15 protein-coding genes are annotated in these 17,976 nt (G+C 71.4%); 7 read left to right on the top strand and 8 right to left on the bottom strand.

The window, feature by feature from the left end; translation table 11 throughout:
• The first annotated feature begins 32 nt into the window (after positions 1-32).
• From ABZ098_RS41995 to ABZ098_RS41985, 3 genes are all read left to right on the top strand, one after another.
• Positions 33-116 (top strand): cittilin family RiPP precursor, encoded by an 84-nt coding sequence (locus ABZ098_RS41995; protein ID WP_349817359.1) that lies wholly within the window; start codon positions 33-35, stop codon positions 114-116.
• 121 nt (positions 117-237) lie between these two features.
• Positions 238-1,530, top strand: coding sequence for a cytochrome P450 (locus tag ABZ098_RS41990; RefSeq protein ID WP_356599812.1), 1,293 nt, complete (start codon positions 238-240; stop codon positions 1,528-1,530).
• A 49-nt stretch (positions 1,531-1,579) separates the two neighbouring features.
• Positions 1,580-2,095 (top strand): GNAT family N-acetyltransferase, encoded by a 516-nt coding sequence (locus ABZ098_RS41985; protein WP_356599810.1) that lies wholly within the window; start codon positions 1,580-1,582, stop codon positions 2,093-2,095.
• Between the two features lie 333 nt (positions 2,096-2,428).
• On the opposite strand, the gene ABZ098_RS41980 is transcribed toward ABZ098_RS41985, so the two are convergent.
• From ABZ098_RS41980 to ABZ098_RS41960, 5 genes are all read right to left on the bottom strand, one after another.
• The gene (locus ABZ098_RS41980; protein ID WP_356599808.1) at positions 2,429-3,664 is read right to left on the bottom strand and encodes an MFS transporter; all 1,236 of its coding nucleotides are present in this window, start codon (positions 3,662-3,664) and stop codon (positions 2,429-2,431) included.
• 84 nt (positions 3,665-3,748) lie between these two features.
• The gene (locus ABZ098_RS41975) at positions 3,749-4,549 is read right to left on the bottom strand and encodes a sugar phosphate isomerase/epimerase family protein (RefSeq protein ID WP_356599806.1); all 801 of its coding nucleotides are present in this window, start codon (positions 4,547-4,549) and stop codon (positions 3,749-3,751) included.
• 60 nt (positions 4,550-4,609) lie between these two features.
• Entirely contained in the window at positions 4,610-5,542 is a 933-nt protein-coding gene (locus ABZ098_RS41970) for a helix-turn-helix domain-containing GNAT family N-acetyltransferase (RefSeq protein WP_356599804.1), read from the bottom strand.
• Between the two features lie 76 nt (positions 5,543-5,618).
• Positions 5,619-6,215 (bottom strand): dihydrofolate reductase family protein, encoded by a 597-nt coding sequence (locus ABZ098_RS41965; protein WP_356599802.1) that lies wholly within the window; start codon positions 6,213-6,215, stop codon positions 5,619-5,621.
• A gap of 93 nt (positions 6,216-6,308) precedes the next feature.
• Positions 6,309-7,103, bottom strand: a complete 795-nt coding sequence (locus ABZ098_RS41960) for a DUF4253 domain-containing protein (protein WP_356599800.1) — start codon at positions 7,101-7,103, stop codon at positions 6,309-6,311.
• 99 nt (positions 7,104-7,202) lie between these two features.
• Here ABZ098_RS41960 and ABZ098_RS41955 point away from each other — a divergent pair, with 99 nt between their 5' ends.
• A complete protein-coding gene (locus ABZ098_RS41955) occupies positions 7,203-7,790 on the top strand; it encodes a DinB family protein (protein WP_356599798.1) in 588 nt (195 codons plus the stop codon).
• A 305-nt stretch (positions 7,791-8,095) separates the two neighbouring features.
• Here ABZ098_RS41955 and ABZ098_RS41950 read toward each other — a convergent pair whose 3' ends face one another.
• Entirely contained in the window at positions 8,096-9,142 is a 1,047-nt protein-coding gene (locus ABZ098_RS41950) for a LacI family DNA-binding transcriptional regulator (protein ID WP_356599796.1), read from the bottom strand.
• A 299-nt stretch (positions 9,143-9,441) separates the two neighbouring features.
• On the opposite strand from ABZ098_RS41950, the gene ABZ098_RS41945 reads away from it, so the two are divergent.
• From ABZ098_RS41945 to ABZ098_RS41935, 3 genes are read left to right on the top strand one after another with little or no spacing between them, the layout of a single operon-like run.
• A complete protein-coding gene (locus tag ABZ098_RS41945; RefSeq protein ID WP_356599794.1) occupies positions 9,442-10,599 on the top strand; it encodes a Gfo/Idh/MocA family oxidoreductase in 1,158 nt (385 codons plus the stop codon).
• A complete protein-coding gene (locus ABZ098_RS41940; RefSeq protein WP_356599792.1) occupies positions 10,596-11,750 on the top strand; it encodes a dihydrodipicolinate synthase family protein in 1,155 nt (384 codons plus the stop codon). Before ABZ098_RS41945 ends, ABZ098_RS41940 begins: the two co-directional genes overlap by 4 nt.
• Entirely contained in the window at positions 11,747-12,577 is an 831-nt protein-coding gene (locus ABZ098_RS41935; RefSeq protein ID WP_356599790.1) for a sugar phosphate isomerase/epimerase family protein, read from the top strand. Before ABZ098_RS41940 ends, ABZ098_RS41935 begins: the two co-directional genes overlap by 4 nt.
• Before the next feature lie 180 nt (positions 12,578-12,757).
• On the opposite strand, the gene ABZ098_RS41930 is transcribed toward ABZ098_RS41935, so the two are convergent.
• Positions 12,758-15,946, bottom strand: a complete 3,189-nt coding sequence (locus ABZ098_RS41930) for an RICIN domain-containing protein (RefSeq protein WP_356599788.1) — start codon at positions 15,944-15,946, stop codon at positions 12,758-12,760.
• Positions 15,947-16,030: 84 nt separating this feature from the next.
• Positions 16,031-17,809, bottom strand: a complete 1,779-nt coding sequence (locus ABZ098_RS41925) for a glycogen debranching protein (protein WP_356599786.1) — start codon at positions 17,807-17,809, stop codon at positions 16,031-16,033.
• Positions 17,810-17,976 lie beyond the last annotated feature (167 nt).

The following is a 17,976-nucleotide window of genomic DNA, read 5'->3' as shown; positions in this document are numbered from 1 at the left end:
TACGCCGGTTATATGCCAGGGGGTGCATTGCTATGCGTAAGCTGATTCTTACGGGCGCACTGTTCGCTCGACTCACGCGCAAGGACCGACTCACGGCTCCGTACATGTACTACTGAGAGCCGGAGCGGTACCGGAAAAAGCCGGGGCGCGGAGACATCCGCGCCCCGGTATTTCCTTGAGGCGGCGGGCGAATTCCGGACACGTGGGGGCGCAATGGCGGTGCGTACGCTGGCCGAAATGCCGGGACCCGACGGCGGAAGGGTTCTCGGAAATCTGACGGACTTCTCCGCGGACCCCCTGGGCTTCCTCACCCGGTGCGCCAGGGAGTACGGCGACGCCGTCCGGCTGAGCCCGAAGAACGTGCTGCTGACGTCCCCCGAGGACGCGGTCCGCATGCTGGTGGACCGGGGATCGGACTTCGTCAAGCAGGGCCCGGGCACCCGGCGCGCAGGCCGCAGGCAGTCCCTGCCGCTCTCCACCATGAGCAGCGACGGCGAGGAATGGAAGGTCCGCCGGGGCCGCATCCACGGCGCCTTCGGCCGTGAACTGTCGGCCACCGCCGCCGCGGCGATGCCGGGGCAGGCGGAGCGGATGCTCGCCTCCTGGCGCCCCGGCCAGGTACGCGACCTGCAACAGGACGTCTCCGTCGTCACCCTGCGTCTGGTCACACGGCTGATGTTCGGCGCGGAGTACACGGACGAGGAGATCGCGGACGTCGCCGGACTCGTCGCCCCCATCATGGATCTGTCCACCTCGCCGGTGGTGCTGCCGGAATGGGTTCCCACCCCGCCCAAGATGCGGATCCGCCGTCATCTCAAGCGGGTCGTCAGGACCCTGGAGCAGGTCACGCGTTCTCCGGCCGCCGACGATCCCTCGGCGGCGCCCGTCCTGTACGCGCTGCTGCACGACACGCCGGCGCCGGGACCGGACGAGATCCGGGACGAATTGGCCACCTTGCTGATGGCCGGATTCGAGACCACCAATGACGCCGTGGTGTGGGCGAGCATATTGCTGGCCCGGCACCCCGAGGCCGCGGAACGCGTACACGCCGAGGCCGAAAAGGCACTCTCGGAAGACGCCGGCGGAATGGCACTGCTGAACGCCATGCCGTTCACGGACGCGGTACTGAGGGAATCCCTCCGCTTGTATTCGCCCGTCTGGATAACCAGTCGGGACGCCCGGGTGGACGTGGAACTCGGTGACCATCTCATTCCGGCCGGAACCACGGTCACCGTGAGCCAGTGGGTGAATCACCGCGATCCGCGGTACTGGCCCGACGCGGACGCATTCCTTCCGGAACGCTGGCTGGGAAAAGAGACCTCGGCCGTTCCCCGCGGCTCCTATTTTCCTTTCGGACTGGGCCCCCGCACCTGCGTGGGCGCCGCCCTGTCGACCGTCGAGAGCGTGCTTCTCCTGGGCGCCGTCTGGGCCGCCCACCGCCTCCGCCTCAGGACCCCCGACGCCGTCCACCCGCGCCCGGCACTCGCGTTGCAGCCCATGAACGCGGAGTTCGTCGTCGAGCGGTGGTGACGCGGGTGAGGAACGATGCCCAGCTCGTCCGAGAGGGCCGGAGGGCCTGATGCTGCTGCGCGATGTCACGGTGGACGACGTAGACGCCTACGTCCGGATGCGCTGCGACCCCGTCATGATGGCCGACCTCGGCGGGCCCTTGCCTCGGGAGGGCATGGCGGACAAGGTGCGCCGGGACGCTCGGGAGGCGGCGGCCGACGAGTCCTGGATCAAGATGATCGTCCCTGACCCGACCCGGCCCGAGGTGGTGGCGGGCGCGCTGACCATCTGGTCCCACGACACCGGGGACGGACCTCTCTCGGAGATCGGCTGGATGGTGCTTCCGGAGTTCCAGGGCCGGGGATGGGGCAAGCGCGCGGTGCGGGCACTGCTCGAACGGGCGTGGCGGGAGGGCCGTTGGGGAGACGTCCACGCGTTCCCGGCGACCGGCAACGGCCCCTCCAACGGCATCTGCCGCTCGCTGGGCTTCCACCTCGTCGGAGAGGTCGACATGCCCTTCGCCGACCGGGTCCTGCGCAGCAACCACTGGACGATCACGCCGCCCGCTCCTCAGCTCCGCCGCTGATCCGGCCCCCCAACTCCAGCCTGACAGCGTCAGTCGGCGCCGACCCACCAGGATCCGGGCGCCGGCCACGCTCCTGGGTCGCCGTACCGGACGGGTGTCCGGCCCCGGATGCGGCGCGCTCACTCCTCGCCTGCGGCCGGGACCGCCCGCAACTGCGGTGTGCTCGCTCCGACGTATGCCACCGCTGCCACGCACATCGGGTCCGCTGCTGATCTGCCCGCTCAACTCCAGGCCAGGCCTGGGGGCTTCAGTCGGTCGGCGTCCGGAGATCTGGGTGTCGGCGGCGGTCCTGGGGCGCCGTACGGGACGGGTGTCCGGCTTCGGACGCGGCGATCACCCCTCGCCCGCGGCCGGAACCTCCCGCAACTGCGGTGTGCTCGCCCCGACGTACGTCACCGCCGCCACGCACATGAGTCCGCCCGTGATCAGTGCCGTCACGCCCGAACTCCAGCCCGCGACCAGGCCGCCGCGCAGGTTGCCCAGGTGCGGGCCCGCCTGTCCGACGATCGTCTCGGCGGCGGTGACCCGGCCGAGCAGGGCGTCGGGGGTGCGGGTCTGGACGATGGTCGTACGGGAGAGGACGGCGAGTGCGTCCGCCGCGCCGGCCAGCGCCAGGATGCCCAGGCCCGCCCACGCACTGGTGGTCAGGCCGAACAGCGCCAGGGCCGCACCCCAGGCCGCCGACGCGCACAGCATCACCGGGCCGGGACGGGCCAGTCGGGTCACCGGCCCGGAGAAGACCGTCGCGGCGACTCCGCCCACGGCGAGCGCGGACAGGAACAGGCCGAGCGTGCGGGGATCCCCGCCGAAGCGCTCCTCGTTGACCAGCGGGAACAGGCTCACCGGCATGGACAGCACGGTCGCGGCCAGGTCGGTCAGCAGCGCCCCCCGCACCACCCGGTGACCGGTCAGAAAACGCAGCCCGTCCAGGACACCGTGCAGACCGGGGCGGGACTTCTCACCCTCGGGCGGCAGCGCGGGCAGACCGAAGGCGCCGTAGAAGGACATCGCGAAGCTGAGGGTGTCCAGGAGGTAGCAGACGCCGATGCCCCACCAGCCGAGCACGACCCCGGCGACGGCCGGGCCGACCAGCATCATCGCCTGACCGGTGACCTGCTGGAGCGCGAGACCGGCGGCCACCTGTTCGCGGGGCAGCAGCCGCGGCACGAACACCCCGGCGGCGGGCGCGCCGAGCGCCGCGAAGGAGGTCTGCGCGGCGACCAGCAGCAGGACGACCAGCACCGGCGCGTGCCCGGCGAAGCCCTGCACCGTCAGCAGCAGCGAGCAGACCGCCGAGCCGACGGTGCCGGTGAGGTACACCCGGCGCCGGTCGGCCCGGTCGACCCAGGAACCCGCGAACAGGCTGACCCCGACCATCGGCACCGCCTGCGCGACACCGACCGCGCCGCTCCAGACCGTGCTGTGGGTCATGTCCCACACCTGGTACATGACGGTCACCATGGTCATGAAGGTGCCGAGGGTGGACACCGTGCGCCCGAACAGCAGCCGCCGGAAGACCGGTGAGGTGCGCAGCGGCCGTACATCGAGGAACGTACGGCTGAGGCTCATGACGTGGGAAGCGGGGGAGGGGCGGGCTGAGGCACCCGGGGACGGTATCCGGCCGCGTCCGCCCCCGCATCCGATTATTCGCCGTCAGGCGGAGTCGTTCAGGAGCCGGGCCAGGTGCTCGCGGCCCGTGCCCAGCAGGCCCTCCAGCGGCGCGGCCGCCTCGTACCAGCGCTTCTCGTACTCCCAGCACAGCCAGCCGTCCCAGCCGTTCCGGGAGAGGACCTCCACGCACTCCGCGAGCGGCAGGACACCGGCGCCGAGCGCGACCGGGGTGGTGTCCTCGGCCGACGCGATGTCCTTGACCTGGACGTATCCGAGGTGCGGGCCGAGGGCCGCGTAGGTCTCGGAGGGCTGTTCGCCGCCGAGCCAGGTGTGCATGACGTCCCAGAGCGAGCCGACCTGACGGTGGCCGACCGGGCCGAGGACACGGATCGCGTCGGCGCCCGTGCGGTGCGAGTCATGGGTTTCGAGGAGGATGCGCACGTCGAGGTCGCCGGCGTACTCCGCGGCCGTACCGAGCCGCCGGGCGGCCGTGGCGTCGGCCTCCTCGCGGGACTGGTCGGAGGCGGCGCCGGGGAAGACGCGGACGTATCCGGCGCCGAGGTCGCGGGCGAGGTCCAGGAGCCGGTGGATCTCCTCGACCACCGGCTCGTCGTCGCCCGGCGCGGCCACGCGCGCGTACCCGGCGATACCGAGGACCTCCACGCCCGCCGCCTTGAACTCGGCGACCGCGTCGGCCCGTTCGGCGAGCCCGATGCCGGGGTGCACCGGCTCCTCGGGATGGGCGCGCAGTTCTACTCCGTGATAGCCGTGCGTGGTCGCGAGCCGCAGCACGTCGGTGAGGGGGAGGCCGGGGACACCGAGGGTGGAGAACGCCAGTTTCATGCGCCCTACTCTCGCCCGGTGGAGTCGGTGAGGTCCAGTCCGGGCGGGTGTGGCCGCCCCCTACTCACCCGTGCCGGTCAGGTCCAGCCGCCAGTCCTGTCCGTTCAGGTCCTTGCCGAAGGATCGGTGCGGCTTCTCGGCGGCCAGGACGAAACCGTGGCGCTGGTAGACGCGGCGGGCGGCGGTGAGGACGTCGTTGGTCCACAGCACCAGGTCGCGGTATCCGACACCGCGCGCGAAGTCGACGACGGCCGACACCAGCCGGTCCCCGATGCCCAGTCCGCGCGCCTCGGGCTCGACGAGGAGCAGCCGCAGCCGGGCGGTCGCGGGCGCGTCGTCCCGTACGCACATCACGCAGCCCACCGGCCGCCCGTCCAGCTCGGCGATCCACACCCGCTCCAGGTGCGGGTCGTGGTCCTCCGCGTAGTCGGCGACGATCCTCGCGACCAGGGCCTCGTAGTCGGCGTCGAAGCCGTACTCGGTGGCGTACAGGGCCGCGTTGCGGGCCACGATCCAGCCGAGGTCACCGGGGCCCGGCTCGCGCAGCAGGACGTCCTCGCGGCGGGGAGGGCGGCCGTCGGACAGGAGCGTACGGACGGTCCGCATCGCCTCGGTGAGCCGGGGCCGGTCGGCGGAGGGGACGGTCGCGAGGAGCGCGCCCACGGATTCGTCGGCGCGCTCGGCGAGCAGTGCGGCGGTCTCCCGGCCGCGCGGGGTGAGGGTGACCCGGCGCCGGCGCGGATCGCGCCGCGAGGCCGTGCGCTCGATCAGGCCGTCCTGCTCGAACTTGTTCAGGATGCGGCTCAAGTACCCCGCGTCCAGCGAGAGTTCGGTGCGCAGGTCGGCCGCGTCGGTGCGCGGCGAGTGCGCGAGCTCGTACAGGACGCGGGACTCGGTGAGGGTGTACGGCGCGTAGAGCCGGCGGCTGTAGTCGAGGGCGCCGATGACGTTGGTGTAGAAGCGGTTGAAGGCGCGGACGTCCTGGACGGTCATGGCGGTCGACCCCCGGATGCTTGACTCAGTCAGAGATGTCGCTGGACCGAGCGTAGGACGTCCGCGCCCGCCGCGGCTACCCCTCGGTGGCGGGCCGGTACACGCACACCTGCACGCCGGTCTTCCCGGTGACCGTGGACACCAGCTCGAACGGCCGCTTCGCCCCGTCCTCCGGGAAGATCGACTTGCCGCCGCCGAGGATCACCGGCATCACGATGAGCTGGAGCTCGTCGACGAGCCCCTCGCTGATCAGCGTCCGCACGAGGGTGGGGCTGCCCATCATCGCCAGCTCGCCGCCCTCGGTGTCCCGCAGCGCACGGATCCGCCCGACGGCCTCGGAGCCCGGGATGCGCTCGGTGTTGTCCCAGGTCAGCTCGTCATCGCCGAGGGTGTCCGTGACGACGTACTTCTTCAGCGAGTTCAGCCGGTCGGCGAACGGGTCCCCGGCCCGCTCCGGCCAGGCCCCCGCCATCGTCAGATACGTCCGCCGTCCGTACAGCAGCGCCTCGGCCCGCTCCATCCCCTCGGTGAACGCCGGCCCGAGCACCTCCTCGTCGAAGTACGGGTGCGACCAGCCACCGTGCGCGAATCCTCCGTCGGTGTCCTCCTGAGGCCCGCCGGGCGCCTGCACGACCCCGTCCAGACTGATGAACTCACTGACCACGATGCGCATGGGACTCACTCCAGTTCCTGATCGATTACGGCAGTACAGACCGAGGCGGCGGGCGGAACTCATCGGTGGGGGGAGCGTACGGCGTCTTCCGGCTCAGTCCCACCAGAACCGCCACTCCGTCCGGCCCACGAGCTCGCGCGCGTACTCCGGGAACGGGGTCGGCGGGTCGTCCACGATGTTGTCCGCGGTGGACAGCACGTGTTCCAGGGCGAGCCGCTCGGCATCCGCCGGGTCGAGGGGCGGCCGGGCGACGGAGACGTACAGCGCACCGCCGTACGCGGCCACCACCCGGGCCCCGAACCGCTCCTCCCAGCTCCGCAGCAGGGCTCCCATGAGCGGCATCGGCGGGTCGTTGGTCCAGCCGATCACGGCCGGGACGTCGGCGGAGCTGCGGGCGGGGACGAGGACGAGGCTGAGGGACATCGCGTACGGCCCGGTGCGCAGGAGATCCGCGACGGTACGACCCGCCGCCTCCTCGGGGCCCGGCCCGGCACCGGTGTCCGGACCGGCGGGCGCGAGCCCCGGCCAGCTCTCGAACGGCGGCCCCGGATCGTGCGGCCAGGGCTCGACACCCTCCGGGGTGTCGTCCGAGGGCTCCGCGGGGGAGGGATCGGACCAGTACGGCAGCCGCTGCTCCCGGTACTCCGCGAAGTCGGCCGCGAGGACCTCGTCCAGGCGTACGGCGTCAGCGGCGGCCGGGTCCGCGGGCCGTGCGGGGTCGCCGGGCCAGCACAGGTGCGGGTGCAGCCCGGTGGCGGGGGCCTGCCTCAGCAGATCCGCCCACAACTCCTCTATACCGCCAGGCAGTTCGTCGGAGATCCAGACCTCCGTCGGACCCCGTCGCTCGAACCGCCCCGCGGGCAGCCCGTGGGGAAGGGAAAAGACCATGCCCGGACGATAGAGGGGGCCACTGACAACGGACGGGCCGAGGATCCGGCCGCCCCCTAATTCGGTGGACAGCGATCAAGCCGCCGACAGACTGGGCCGATGACCACCACAGACCCCGCCACCGACCTGCGCCTCTACCTCCAGGACGCCCGCGACTCCCTGCTCCTGAAGCTCGACGGCCTCTCCGAGTACGACGTCCGCCGCCCCCTCACCCCGACCGGCACCAACCTCCTGGGACTGGTCAAGCACCTCACCGGTGCCGAGGCGATCTACTTCGGCGCGACCTTCGGCCGGCCGCTCCCCGGGGCCCAGCCCCTGTGGATCACCGGCGCCGCCGAACCCAACGCCGACCTGTGGGCGACCCCCGACGAGAGCCGCGAGCAGATAGTCGACGGCTACCGCCGGGCCTGCGCCCACTCCGACGACACCCTCGACACCCTCCCGCTGAACACCGTGGGCCGAGTCCCCTGGCCCCCGCACTCCGAACTCACCCTCCACCGCATCCTGATCCACATGATCGCCGAGAGCCACCGCCACGTCGGTCACGCCGACGTCGTACGCGAACTCGTTGACGGCTCGGTGGGCCAGCGCTCGGAGGGCGACAACATGGCACCGGGGGACGCGACTTGGTGGGAGCGGTACCGGATCCGGGTGGAGGAGGCGGCGAGGAAGGCGGCCGGGCGCTAGCGGCTCCCCGCCCAGCCACCGACCCGGTCGAACCCCCTCAGGGACGCGGGGAACCGCGCGACCAGCCCCCACGCACCCGCACCGATCAACGAGACGGCACCCCCTCGGGGGCGCGGGGAACTGCGCGACCAGCCCCCACGCACCCGCACCGATCAACGAGACGGCACCCCGACCGACCCCTTGGGCCCCGCGCCCTCTCCGGCTCGCAGGCCCCCTCAGGGGCGCGGGGAACTGCGCGACCAGCCCCCACGGCCCCGCACCGGTCAACGAGACGCCACCGACCGGCCCCTTCGCCCCCGCCCCCGTCAGGCTCGCGGCGCCCCAGAAGACCCCCGAACCATCAACTCACCCCGAACCGTCGCGATCCCCCCGGGCGGCGGCTCCTCCCGCCCCATGGCGATCCGTCCCGCCCGAGCCCCCGCCTCCGCCAACGGCAACCGCACCGTCGTCAGCGCGGGTACCGCGTCGATGCTGAACGGCAGATCGTCGAACCCGGCGACGGACACGTCGTCCGGAATCCGCAGCCCCGAGTCCCGCAGCGCCGCGCACGCCCCCAGCGCGACGGAGTCGTTCGCGGCGACGACGGCCGTGAGGGACGGATCCCGGCGCAGCAGCTCCAGCGTGGCCTCGTAGCCGGACCGCCGGTCGTAGCGGCCGTACACGGTCCACCGGGGGTCCTCCTCGATGCCGTGCGCCTCCAGTGCCGCGCGGTGTCCCTCCAGCCGGTGCCGGGTGGTCGTGCGCTCCTCGGGACCCGCGATGTACCCGAGCCGCCGGTGCCCGAGCCCGATGAGGTGCTCGGTGAGTTCCTTGCCCCCGCCCCGGTTGTCGAAGGTCAGGGCGTACGCCCCGGTCTCCGGCGCCGGAGGACGTCCGCACAGCACGATCCGCGTCCCCGCGTCCGCAAGCTTCCGCAGCTTGGCGGACATCGCGGCCTTGTGCGGCGCGTCCTCCACCGCCCCACCCGTCAGGACGACCGCCGCCGCCCGCTGCCGCTGGAGCAGGGTGAGATACGTCAGCTCCCGCTCCGGTGAGCCCCCGGTGTTGCAGACGACACCGAGCCGCTCACCGCCCGCGCGTCCGCCCGGTCCGCCGATCTCGGACTGGATCGCGCCGGCCATGATCCCGAAGAAGGGGTCGGCGATGTCGTTCACGAGGATCCCGACGAGGTCCGAGGTGGCGGCGGCGAGCGAGCTCGCCGGGCCGTTCAGCACGTAGTCCAGCTCGTCCACGGCCCGCAGTACCCGCTCACGGGTGGACGCGGCCACGGGGTAGTTCCCGTTCAGTACGCGCGACACCGTCGCGGGGGAGACCTGGGCGCGGGCCGCCACGTCCGCCAGGGTCACCGTCATCTCGTCGTCCTCCGGTCGCGCGCCTCGGCGTGCCCTGGCGTGGTGCCCGGGCATGCTTCAGCGCATCTCAGTCGTACTCCGTCGTACACGCGGGCCCGCACGGCCCGGTTCCGAGCCGAACCTTAAGCCCCCCGACCCTCGCCGTTCGCCCCCTCGAACAACTCAACCGGTTCGCGGTCTTGTCCAGACCGCTGGTCAGAGGCTAGCTTCTACCTAGATAGAAAGCGCTTGCTGTAACGCTCATCAGTGGAGCGTGCGCGGCGCGCACAACCGCGTACGACTCCTATGAAGGGAATGACGTGACACGCAAGACGGTGCGTATCGCCATGAACGGTGTGACGGGGCGCATGGGCTACCGCCAGCACCTCGTCCGCTCGATCCTCGCCATCCGCGAGCAGGGTGGTCTCGACCTCGGCGACGGCAACGTGCTGTGGCCCGAGCCGATCCTCGTGGGCCGCCGTGAGCACGCGCTGAAGGCCCTCGCCGAGCAGCACGGCCTGGACCCGGCGAACGTCTCCACCGACGTGGACGCGGTCCTCGCCGACCCGACCGTCGAGATCTACTTCGACGCCCAGGTGACCTCCGCCCGCGAGGAGGCCATCAAGAAGGCGATCGCCGCCGGCAAGCACATCTACACCGAGAAGCCCACCGCCACGGGCCTCGACGGCGCCCTGGAGCTGGCCCGTCTCGCCGAGGCGAAGGGCATCAAGCACGGGGTCGTCCAGGACAAGCTGTTCCTGCCGGGCCTGCTCAAGCTCAAGCGCCTCATCGACGGCGGCTTCTTCGGCCGGATCCTCTCGGTCCGCGGCGAGTTCGGCTACTGGGTCTTCGAGGGCGACTGGCAGACCGCCCAGCGCCCGAGCTGGAACTACCGGGCCGAGGACGGCGGCGGCATCGTCGTCGACATGTTCCCGCACTGGGAGTACGTGCTCCACGAGCTCTTCGGCCGCGTGAAGTCCGTCCAGGCCCTCACCGCCACCCACATCCCGCAGCGCTGGGACGAGAACGACAAGCCCTACGACGCCACCGCCGACGACGCCGCCTACGGCATCTTCGAGCTCGACGGCGGCGCGATCGCCCAGATCAACTCCTCCTGGGCCGTCCGCGTCAACCGCGACGAGCTGGTCGAGTTCCAGGTCGACGGGACGGAGGGTTCGGCGGTCGCGGGCCTGCGCAACTGCCGGGTGCAGCACCGCTCCGCCACCCCCAAGCCGGTCTGGAACCCGGACATCCCCGCCACCGAGGTCTTCCGCGACCAGTGGCAGGAGATCCCGGACAACGCCGAGTTCGACAACGGCTTCAAGGCCCAGTGGGAGCTCTTCCTCAAGCACGTCTACGCCGACGCCCCCTACCAGTGGGACCTCCTCGCCGGCGCCCGCGGTGTCCAGCTCGCCGAACTGGGCCTGAAGTCCTCGGCGGAGGGCCGCCGTCTCGACGTCCCGGAGATCTCGCTGTGACGATCCGACTCCCCGACTTCAAGGGGGGCTTCAGGGCCTACGAGCCCCGCAAGGAACCCCTCGCCGCCACTCCCGGCACCCCCCTGACCTCCCGTACGGTCTTCTCGGCGGCGCACGTCGTCGCCGACCCGTTCGCCGACTCCACGCCGGACTCCCCGGCCGCCGTCGACTGGGACGCCACCCTCGCCTTCCGCCGCCACCTGTGGTCGCACGGGCTCGGGGTCGCCGAGGCGATGGACACCGCCCAGCGCGGGATGGGCCTGGACTGGGCGGGCGCGGCCGAGCTGATCCGCCGCAGTTCCGCCGAGGCCAAGTCGGTCGGCGGTCTCATCGCCTGCGGTGTCGGCACCGACCAGCTCACCGGCCCCGCCACCCTGGACGAGGTCCGGGCCGCCTACGAGGAGCAGCTCGCCCTCGTCGAGGAGTCCGGCGCCCAGGCCATCCTGATGGCCTCCCGGGCCCTCGCGGCGGCCGCCAAGGGCCCCGAGGACTACCTGGAGGTCTACGGCCACCTGCTCCGCCAGGCCACCGAGCCGGTCATCCTGCACTGGCTCGGCCCGATGTTCGACCCCGCCCTCGACGGCTACTGGGGCTCGTCCGACCTGGACACGGCGACCGACACCTTCCTCCAGGTCATCGCCGCCCACCCGGACAAGGTCGACGGCATCAAGGTCTCGCTCCTGGAGGCCCAGCGCGAGATCGACATCCGCCGCCGCCTCCCGCAGGGCGTGCGCTGCTACACCGGCGACGACTTCAACTACCCCGAGCTGATCGCGGGCGACGACCAGGGCTTCTCCCACGCCCTGCTCGGCATCTTCGACCCGCTGGGCCCGCTCGCCGCCGAGGCGGTCCGCGTCCTGGACACGGGTGACGCCAAGGGCTTCCGCGAACTCCTCGACCCCACGGTCGAGTTGTCCCGCCACCTCTTCCAGGCGCCGACCCGCTTCTACAAGACGGGCGTGGTCTTCCTGGCCTGGCTGGCCGGTCACCAGTCGCACTTCACGATGGTCGGCGGCCTCCAGTCGGCCCGCTCCCTCCCGCACTTCGCGCGCGCCTACGAACTCGCCGACGGTCTGGGCCTGTTCCCGGACCCGAAGCTGGCCGAGGAGCGCATGAAGAACCTGCTGTCCCTGTACGGGGTGACCCAGTGACCGACCTGTCCCGCTTCTCGATCAACCAGATGACGGTCAAGCAGCTGTCCCTGCCCGAACTGGTCGCCGCCTGCCGCGACCTGGGCGTCGGCAACGTCGGCCTGTGGCGCGAGCCCGTCCAGTCGTACGGCGTCGAGGAGACGGCCAAGCTGGTCCGTGACGCGGGCCTCACGGTCACCACCCTGTGCCGCGGCGGTTTCTTCACGGCGATCGACCCGGACGAGCGGGCCGCGGCGCTGGACGACAACCGGCGCGCGGTCGACGAGGCGGCGACCCTGGGCACCGACACCCTGGTGCTGGTCTCCGGCGGCCTTCCGGCCGGCTCGAAGGACCTGCACGGCGCCCGCGAGCGCATCGCGGACGCCCTGGCGGTCCTCGGCCCGTACGCCGAGGAGCACGGGGTGAAGCTGGCCATCGAGCCGCTGCACCCCATGTACGCCTCGGACCGCTGTGTGGTCTCCACGCTCGCCCAGGCCCTCGACCTGGCGGAGCGCTTCCCCGCCCAGCAGGTCGGCGTCACGGTGGACACGTACCACATCTGGTGGGACGACCACGCGCCCGCGCAGATCGCCCGGGCGGGCGCGGGTGGCCGTATCCACACCTTCCAGCTCGCGGACTGGACGACCCCGCTGCCGGAGGGCGTGCTCAACGGCCGCGGCCAGATCGGTGACGGCGCGATCGACATGCGCGAGTGGCAGCGGTACGTCGAGGCGGCCGGGTACACGGGCGCCATCGAGGTCGAGCTGTTCAACGACGTGCTGTGGGCCCGCGACGGCCGCGAGCTCCTCGCCGAGACCGCGGAACGGTTCGTGACCCACACCCTCTGAGAAAAAAATCCGCGAGACCGTACAACCCTTCTCCCACCTGGCCGGTCGTACTTGGCATCAGGACTCTTGGAGGGGGATCCGGGGGGATCGCGGGGGTTCTGACGGGGAGGGAAAAGCCGAAGGGGTCCGGTCGTCAGACCGGGCCCCTTCGAAGTGTGTGCGGGGTGGACCCGCCGCTGGTCAGCTCTTGCCGAGCAGACGCCAGATCTGGTTCTTCTTGGTGGTCAGCGTGGACCCGGTGTCACAGGTCCACTGGTGGACGAGGGCGCCGGGCGCGGTGGAGACGGTGCTGACGTCGACGCACTTGCCGCTGTGCACGGCGACCAGCTGGTAGTCGTGGCTGTTGCCGAGCGCGGTCACCGGCCGGAGCGTGAAGCGCTGGTTGGCGCCGTTGAGGCAGGTCCACTGTTGGACGGCGGCGCCGTCGGCCGTGGAGAGCTGGCTGACGTCCAGGCACTTGCCGCTGGAGTGGTTGACGACGGTGTAGGTGTCGGTCGTGCCTGCGACCGGGTGGAAGTCGAAGACCTGCTCCTGGCCGCTTCCGCAGGTGTTCTGCTGGTACTGGGTGCCGTTGGCGGTGGACTGGCCGGGGTCTTCGAGGCAGAGCCCGCTGTGCTGGGCGACGGCCGTGGAGGAGAAGCCGGACGCCGCGCCGATGTGCAGGCTCGCCGGGGCGAAGGAGACCTGGTCGAGGTGGGGCGCGGAGCTGGAGCGCATGGGCTGCCCGATGTCGCTGCCGCCGCCGGAGTAGACCAGGCCGACGGTCGTGCCGTCCCAGTTGTAGAGCTGCGAGGCGGTGAACTTGACGCTGTTGGCGCCCTTGGCGAGGGTCACGGGGACCGTGTAGTCCTCGAACTGGTTCCAGTGCAGGGTGCTGGCGAAGTTGACCCGGGTGGCGCTGCCGCCGTTGACGCTGACGTCCGCGTGCTCGGCGTACAGGTCCGGGTTGTAGTGGTTGGAGGGCAGTTCCTCGGCGTTGGCGTAGCGCATGGTCATGGCGTAGGTGCCGGCCGAGGGCGCGTTGACGTTCAGGGTGAGGGAATTGGCGGTTCCGTTGCCGATGCCGGTGACGACGCCGCCGTTGGCCTGGCTGTAGGTGGTGTCGGCGGCCGCGGTGCCGGTGAGGGTGCCGTTCTCGGCCTGGTAGGTGACGACGTTCCCGGTGGTGACGGCGTCGGTGGCGCTGAACGGGGTGACGGTCAGGTCGTCCAGGGCGAGGGTGCCGCTGGAGCCGGTCACCTTGACCTTGTTGATGCCGCCGTTGAGGTACACCCGGTTGGTCGAGGTGGACCAGGCGCTGGTCGTCGCCCCGGAGAGGGTCTGGTCGTCGGCGGTCTTGCCATTGACGGTGAGGGCGGCCTGGCCGGTGTTGCGGAAGCGGGCCGTCAGGTCGGCGTATCCGTCCCGCGCGGAGTAGACCCAGAACGTCGCGGACTTGCCGGAGGTGAGGTTGACCGCGCCGGCGCCGGACTGGCCCTGGGAGGTGTAGCCGGCGGTGCCGCTGTCGGAGAGGTTGGCCTGCTCGGCCTCGTAGAGCGTGGTGCCCTGCACGGAGGCGTCCTTGTACCGCAGGTCGATCTTGTCGATGATCGCGTCACCGACGGTCGCCCCGCCGTTGTCGCCGGTGGTGGCCAGGGTGACGGTGTGGCTGCCCGCCGTGAGGTGCACGGTGGTGTCGCTGTGCCCCCACACCACCCACTGGAAGCCCACCGGGATGTCCATCCTGGTCGAGGCGCCGCCGTCGACCCGCATGTACACGTTCGTCGGGCCCTTGACGTCGGCGTCCTTGGCGTAGCTGTTGCCGAACACCGACAGGTCGTAGTCGCCGGTGGTGGGGACGTTGACGGGGAAGGAGATCACCGTGCTCGAGCCGGTGCGCAGGCCTCCGACGTCCTTGGTGCCGGAGGTGGCGAACTTGCCGACGTTGCCGGTCGTGCCCTCGGTGTTGATGTTGTAGCCGCTGCCGCTGAGCGTGGCGTTCTCGGCCTCGTACGTGCCCGTCCAGGTGGCGTCGGACGCGGTGCTGCTGCCCGTGCCGCCCGGGGAGACGATCACCTCGTAGGCGGACATCGCGTCGAGGGTGATGGGCAGGGTGATCGAGCCGTCGGAGCCCACGGCCACGTCCGCGTCGGAGAGCCGGGTCGGGGTGGCCGCCGCGCCGATGTAGCCGCTGTAGCGGTCCTGGAACACGCTGACGTGCACGGTGCTGCCGAAGACCGCGGGGTCGATGTTCTTGATGACCGTGCTGGAGTCGCCGCTGGTGCCGCCCCCGGCGAGGATGACCCGCGCCTGCTTCTTGGCGGTGTCCAGGCTCGCCAGGCCCTGGAGGGTGTACGCGGCGTTGGCGCCCGTGCTGGTGACCTTGACGGTGTTGCCGCTCATGGAGCTGTACCAGTTGTACAGCCACCACTGGGCGTTGGGCGTGTTCTGGGCGGCGGCCGAGTCACCGAGGTTGCCGTTGATGTTCCAGTACGGCAGGTTCCCGTCGATCTTCTCGTCCTCGATCGCCGCGATCCACTGGACCATCTGCCCGGGGTCGGTCAGGTGGTAGCGGTGGGCGTACTCGTTGAGGTTGACGGGGATCGGGGAGGTGATCCCCGCGGCGGTCTCCACCGCGCGGTAGGAGTCGACGGTGCCGCGGACGTCCGCCGGGCTGCCCAGGGTGTGCCAGGTCACCACGTCCGGCAGGCAGTTGTTGGCTTTGCAGTACGTGAGGAAGCCGCTGAGGGAGGAGGAGGTGTAGCTGGAGGTGTTGGGCCCTGCCAGCCGGGCCGCGGGCCAGATGCCCTTGATGAAGTTGTAGGTCTGGCGCCACTCGGCGTTGAAGTTGGCGAGCGCGGTCGAGTTGGTGCGCATGCCGCTGAACCAGTTCAGGTCGGGCTCGTTGTAGGGGATGAAGACGATGTGGCTCGCGTAGGGGCTGGCCATCGCCTGCTCGACCTGGGTCTTCATGGTCGCCTGGTAGGCCGAGTAGCTCGTGCGCTCGTAGTTGGCCCGGTAGACGTCCGTCATGTAGATGAAGATGTCCCCGCCGCCGCTGTCGGTGAACGGCTTGGCGATCTCCAGGGCGTCCGAACCGGGGTGCTGCTGACCGTCCTGGTACTTGGTGTTGGTGGTCTCCAGCCCCATCCCCTCGATGAGGTTGTTCGTCGGCACGTCCGGCCCGTACAGGCCGTACAGCGCCCCGGAGGCGCCGCCGCGGAAGGCGCCGGTGGTGGTGCCGAGATCGACGGTGAGGGTGGGCGTGGCGGCGGAGGCCGGCGTCGCCATCGTGGTGACGCCGGCTATGACGGTCAGCGGGAGCAGCGTCTTGGTGATGCCGTGGAGAAGGCGTCTGCTGGTCGAGCGCCTTTGCCCGATTCGTGGCATGTCCTTACGTCCCTTCAGGGATGCGGTGGGTTGGTGCTGCGCCGGCCCCCGTGCCGGACGTGTGGATGGGTTGTCGCTCGTCGGTCAGGCGGCAGTGGTGTCCGCTGCGGCTGCGGCTGCGGTCCCGGCCTCGGCGCGGCGCTGCCGGTGGTCGCGGGCGAGCATCAGATAGCTGCTCGCGGTCCAGGTGTAGGCGCGGTCGCGGAGTCCCTCGCCGGTCAGCGCGTCGAAGTTCTCGGCGAAGCCGGAGGTTTCGCACAGGGCGCGGAAGCGGGCGCTGATCTCGTCCGCGAGCCGGACGTGCCCGGCGCGGCGCAGGCCGTCCTCGACGAGGACGGTGGCGGGGGCCCAGATCGGGCCGCGCCAGTAGCCGTCGGACTCGTAGTGCGGGGAGCCGGGGTGTTCGGTCGCCAGGCCGTACGCGGTGAGGTGGGCTTCGATCCGTTCGGCCAGCCGGTCGTGGACCTTGGCGGGGAGGCGGTCGCCGAGCACGATCGGCATCAGGTCGAGCAGGCTCGCGCTCGGGGCGAGGTCTCCGCCGTGGGCCGGGCGGCTCAGGAACCGTTCGCCGTCCCACAGCTCGTCCAGCAGGGCGGCCTGGAGGACGTCGGCGGTCTCGGTGCGGCGCCGGGCGTCCTCCGCGAAGCCCAGTTCGCCCGCCAGCCGGGCCAGTTCGTCGAGCTGGAGGATCAGCGTCGCGGTGAGGTCGGCGGTGACGGCGAGGCGTCCGGGGTCGAAGGTGGTGGCGTTGTCCCAGCCGCTGTCGTTGCCGTGCTGGTAGTGCGGCAGGACGGTGCCGGGTGCGCGCCGTGCGGTGAGCCAGAAGTCCGTCCAGCGGGTCAACCTGTCGTACGCCTGCGCCAGTTGGGCCGGGTCGAGAGGCTCGGTGAGCCGGGCGCGCAGATGGCCCAGGGCCCAGCCGTGGATGGGCGGTTTGACGAAGTTGTAGAGGACCTCGGAGTGGGTGACGGAGTCGGGCAGGGCCCCGGTCTCGTCCTGGTGGTCGAAGGGCAGGTGGAACTGGTCCCAGGCCAGTTCGGGGCAACCGGGGGCCAGGGCGAGGGCGTTGAAGCAGTGGTCCCAGCTCCAGACCTTGTCCATCCAGTGCTTGGACATCAGGACGCCGGGCCGGGTGACCAGGCCGGCCGGGCGCACGGTCGCCGACCACAGGACGTAGGCGGCGAGTTCGGCGGCCGGAGTGTCGTCCGAACGCCAGGGGGCGACCGCGTCGGCGAACTCGGCGAACGATCGCCGCGCGGCCTCCATGACCTGGCCGAACGCCGCCGACGGGCGGTAGGGCCGACGCGCGCTGTCGAGTTCCTCGACGGCGACCTCCCACGATCCGTCGGACTCGGCGGTGACCGTGAGCCCACGGTCCCCGGCGCCCAGGGCCTGGGAGCCGGACACCTCGACGACCGTGCCGGACAGCACGGTGATCCGGTAGCGGCGCCCGGTCTCGTAGGAGGTGAACGTGTGGGCTCCGTCCACCGGGTCGCGGTAGAAGTAGGTGCCGCTGAACGGGGTCAGCGTCCCGGCCGCCGCCGAGATCCGCAGCGGCAGACCCGCGCCGCGCAGTCGTACGGTGTCCGGCGTCTCGTAGGCGAGGTCGACGCGGCCGTCCGCGCCGGTCCAGGTGAGCAGGCCCGGTGTCGCCTCGACCTGGGTCTCGGCGCGGTCGCCCGTCGCGGGGTCGAGGGGGACCAGGCGCAGGACGGCGTGCATGCCGTTCTGGTGCGAGACGAGGTGGAGGTCCTCGGCGTACGTCTTCTCCGCCACGACGGGGGAGATGCCGAACCAGGACCCGTGCGTGCTGAACGGGATGTGGTCGACGGAGAAGGCCGGGCCGGAGCGGTCGGCGGTCATGGAGAGGCACTCGTTTCTCGAGCAGGGATCGTCGGGCAGGGGATCGTGGGGAGGGACGCGCTGCGGGCCGGGTCAGTCCTTGACGGCGCCGGCGGTGACGCCTGCGGCGACGTAGCGCTGGGCGAGGACGAGGATGACCGTGGCGGGCAGGGAGGCGACGACGGCGG

This window comes from Streptomyces sp. NPDC006335 (genome assembly GCF_040612795.1).
In the GTDB taxonomy this organism is placed as follows: Bacteria; Actinomycetota; Actinomycetes; order Streptomycetales; family Streptomycetaceae; genus Streptomyces.
Note: the sequence above shows the minus strand (reverse complement) of the source record. Positions and strands in the feature narration are given on the sequence as shown.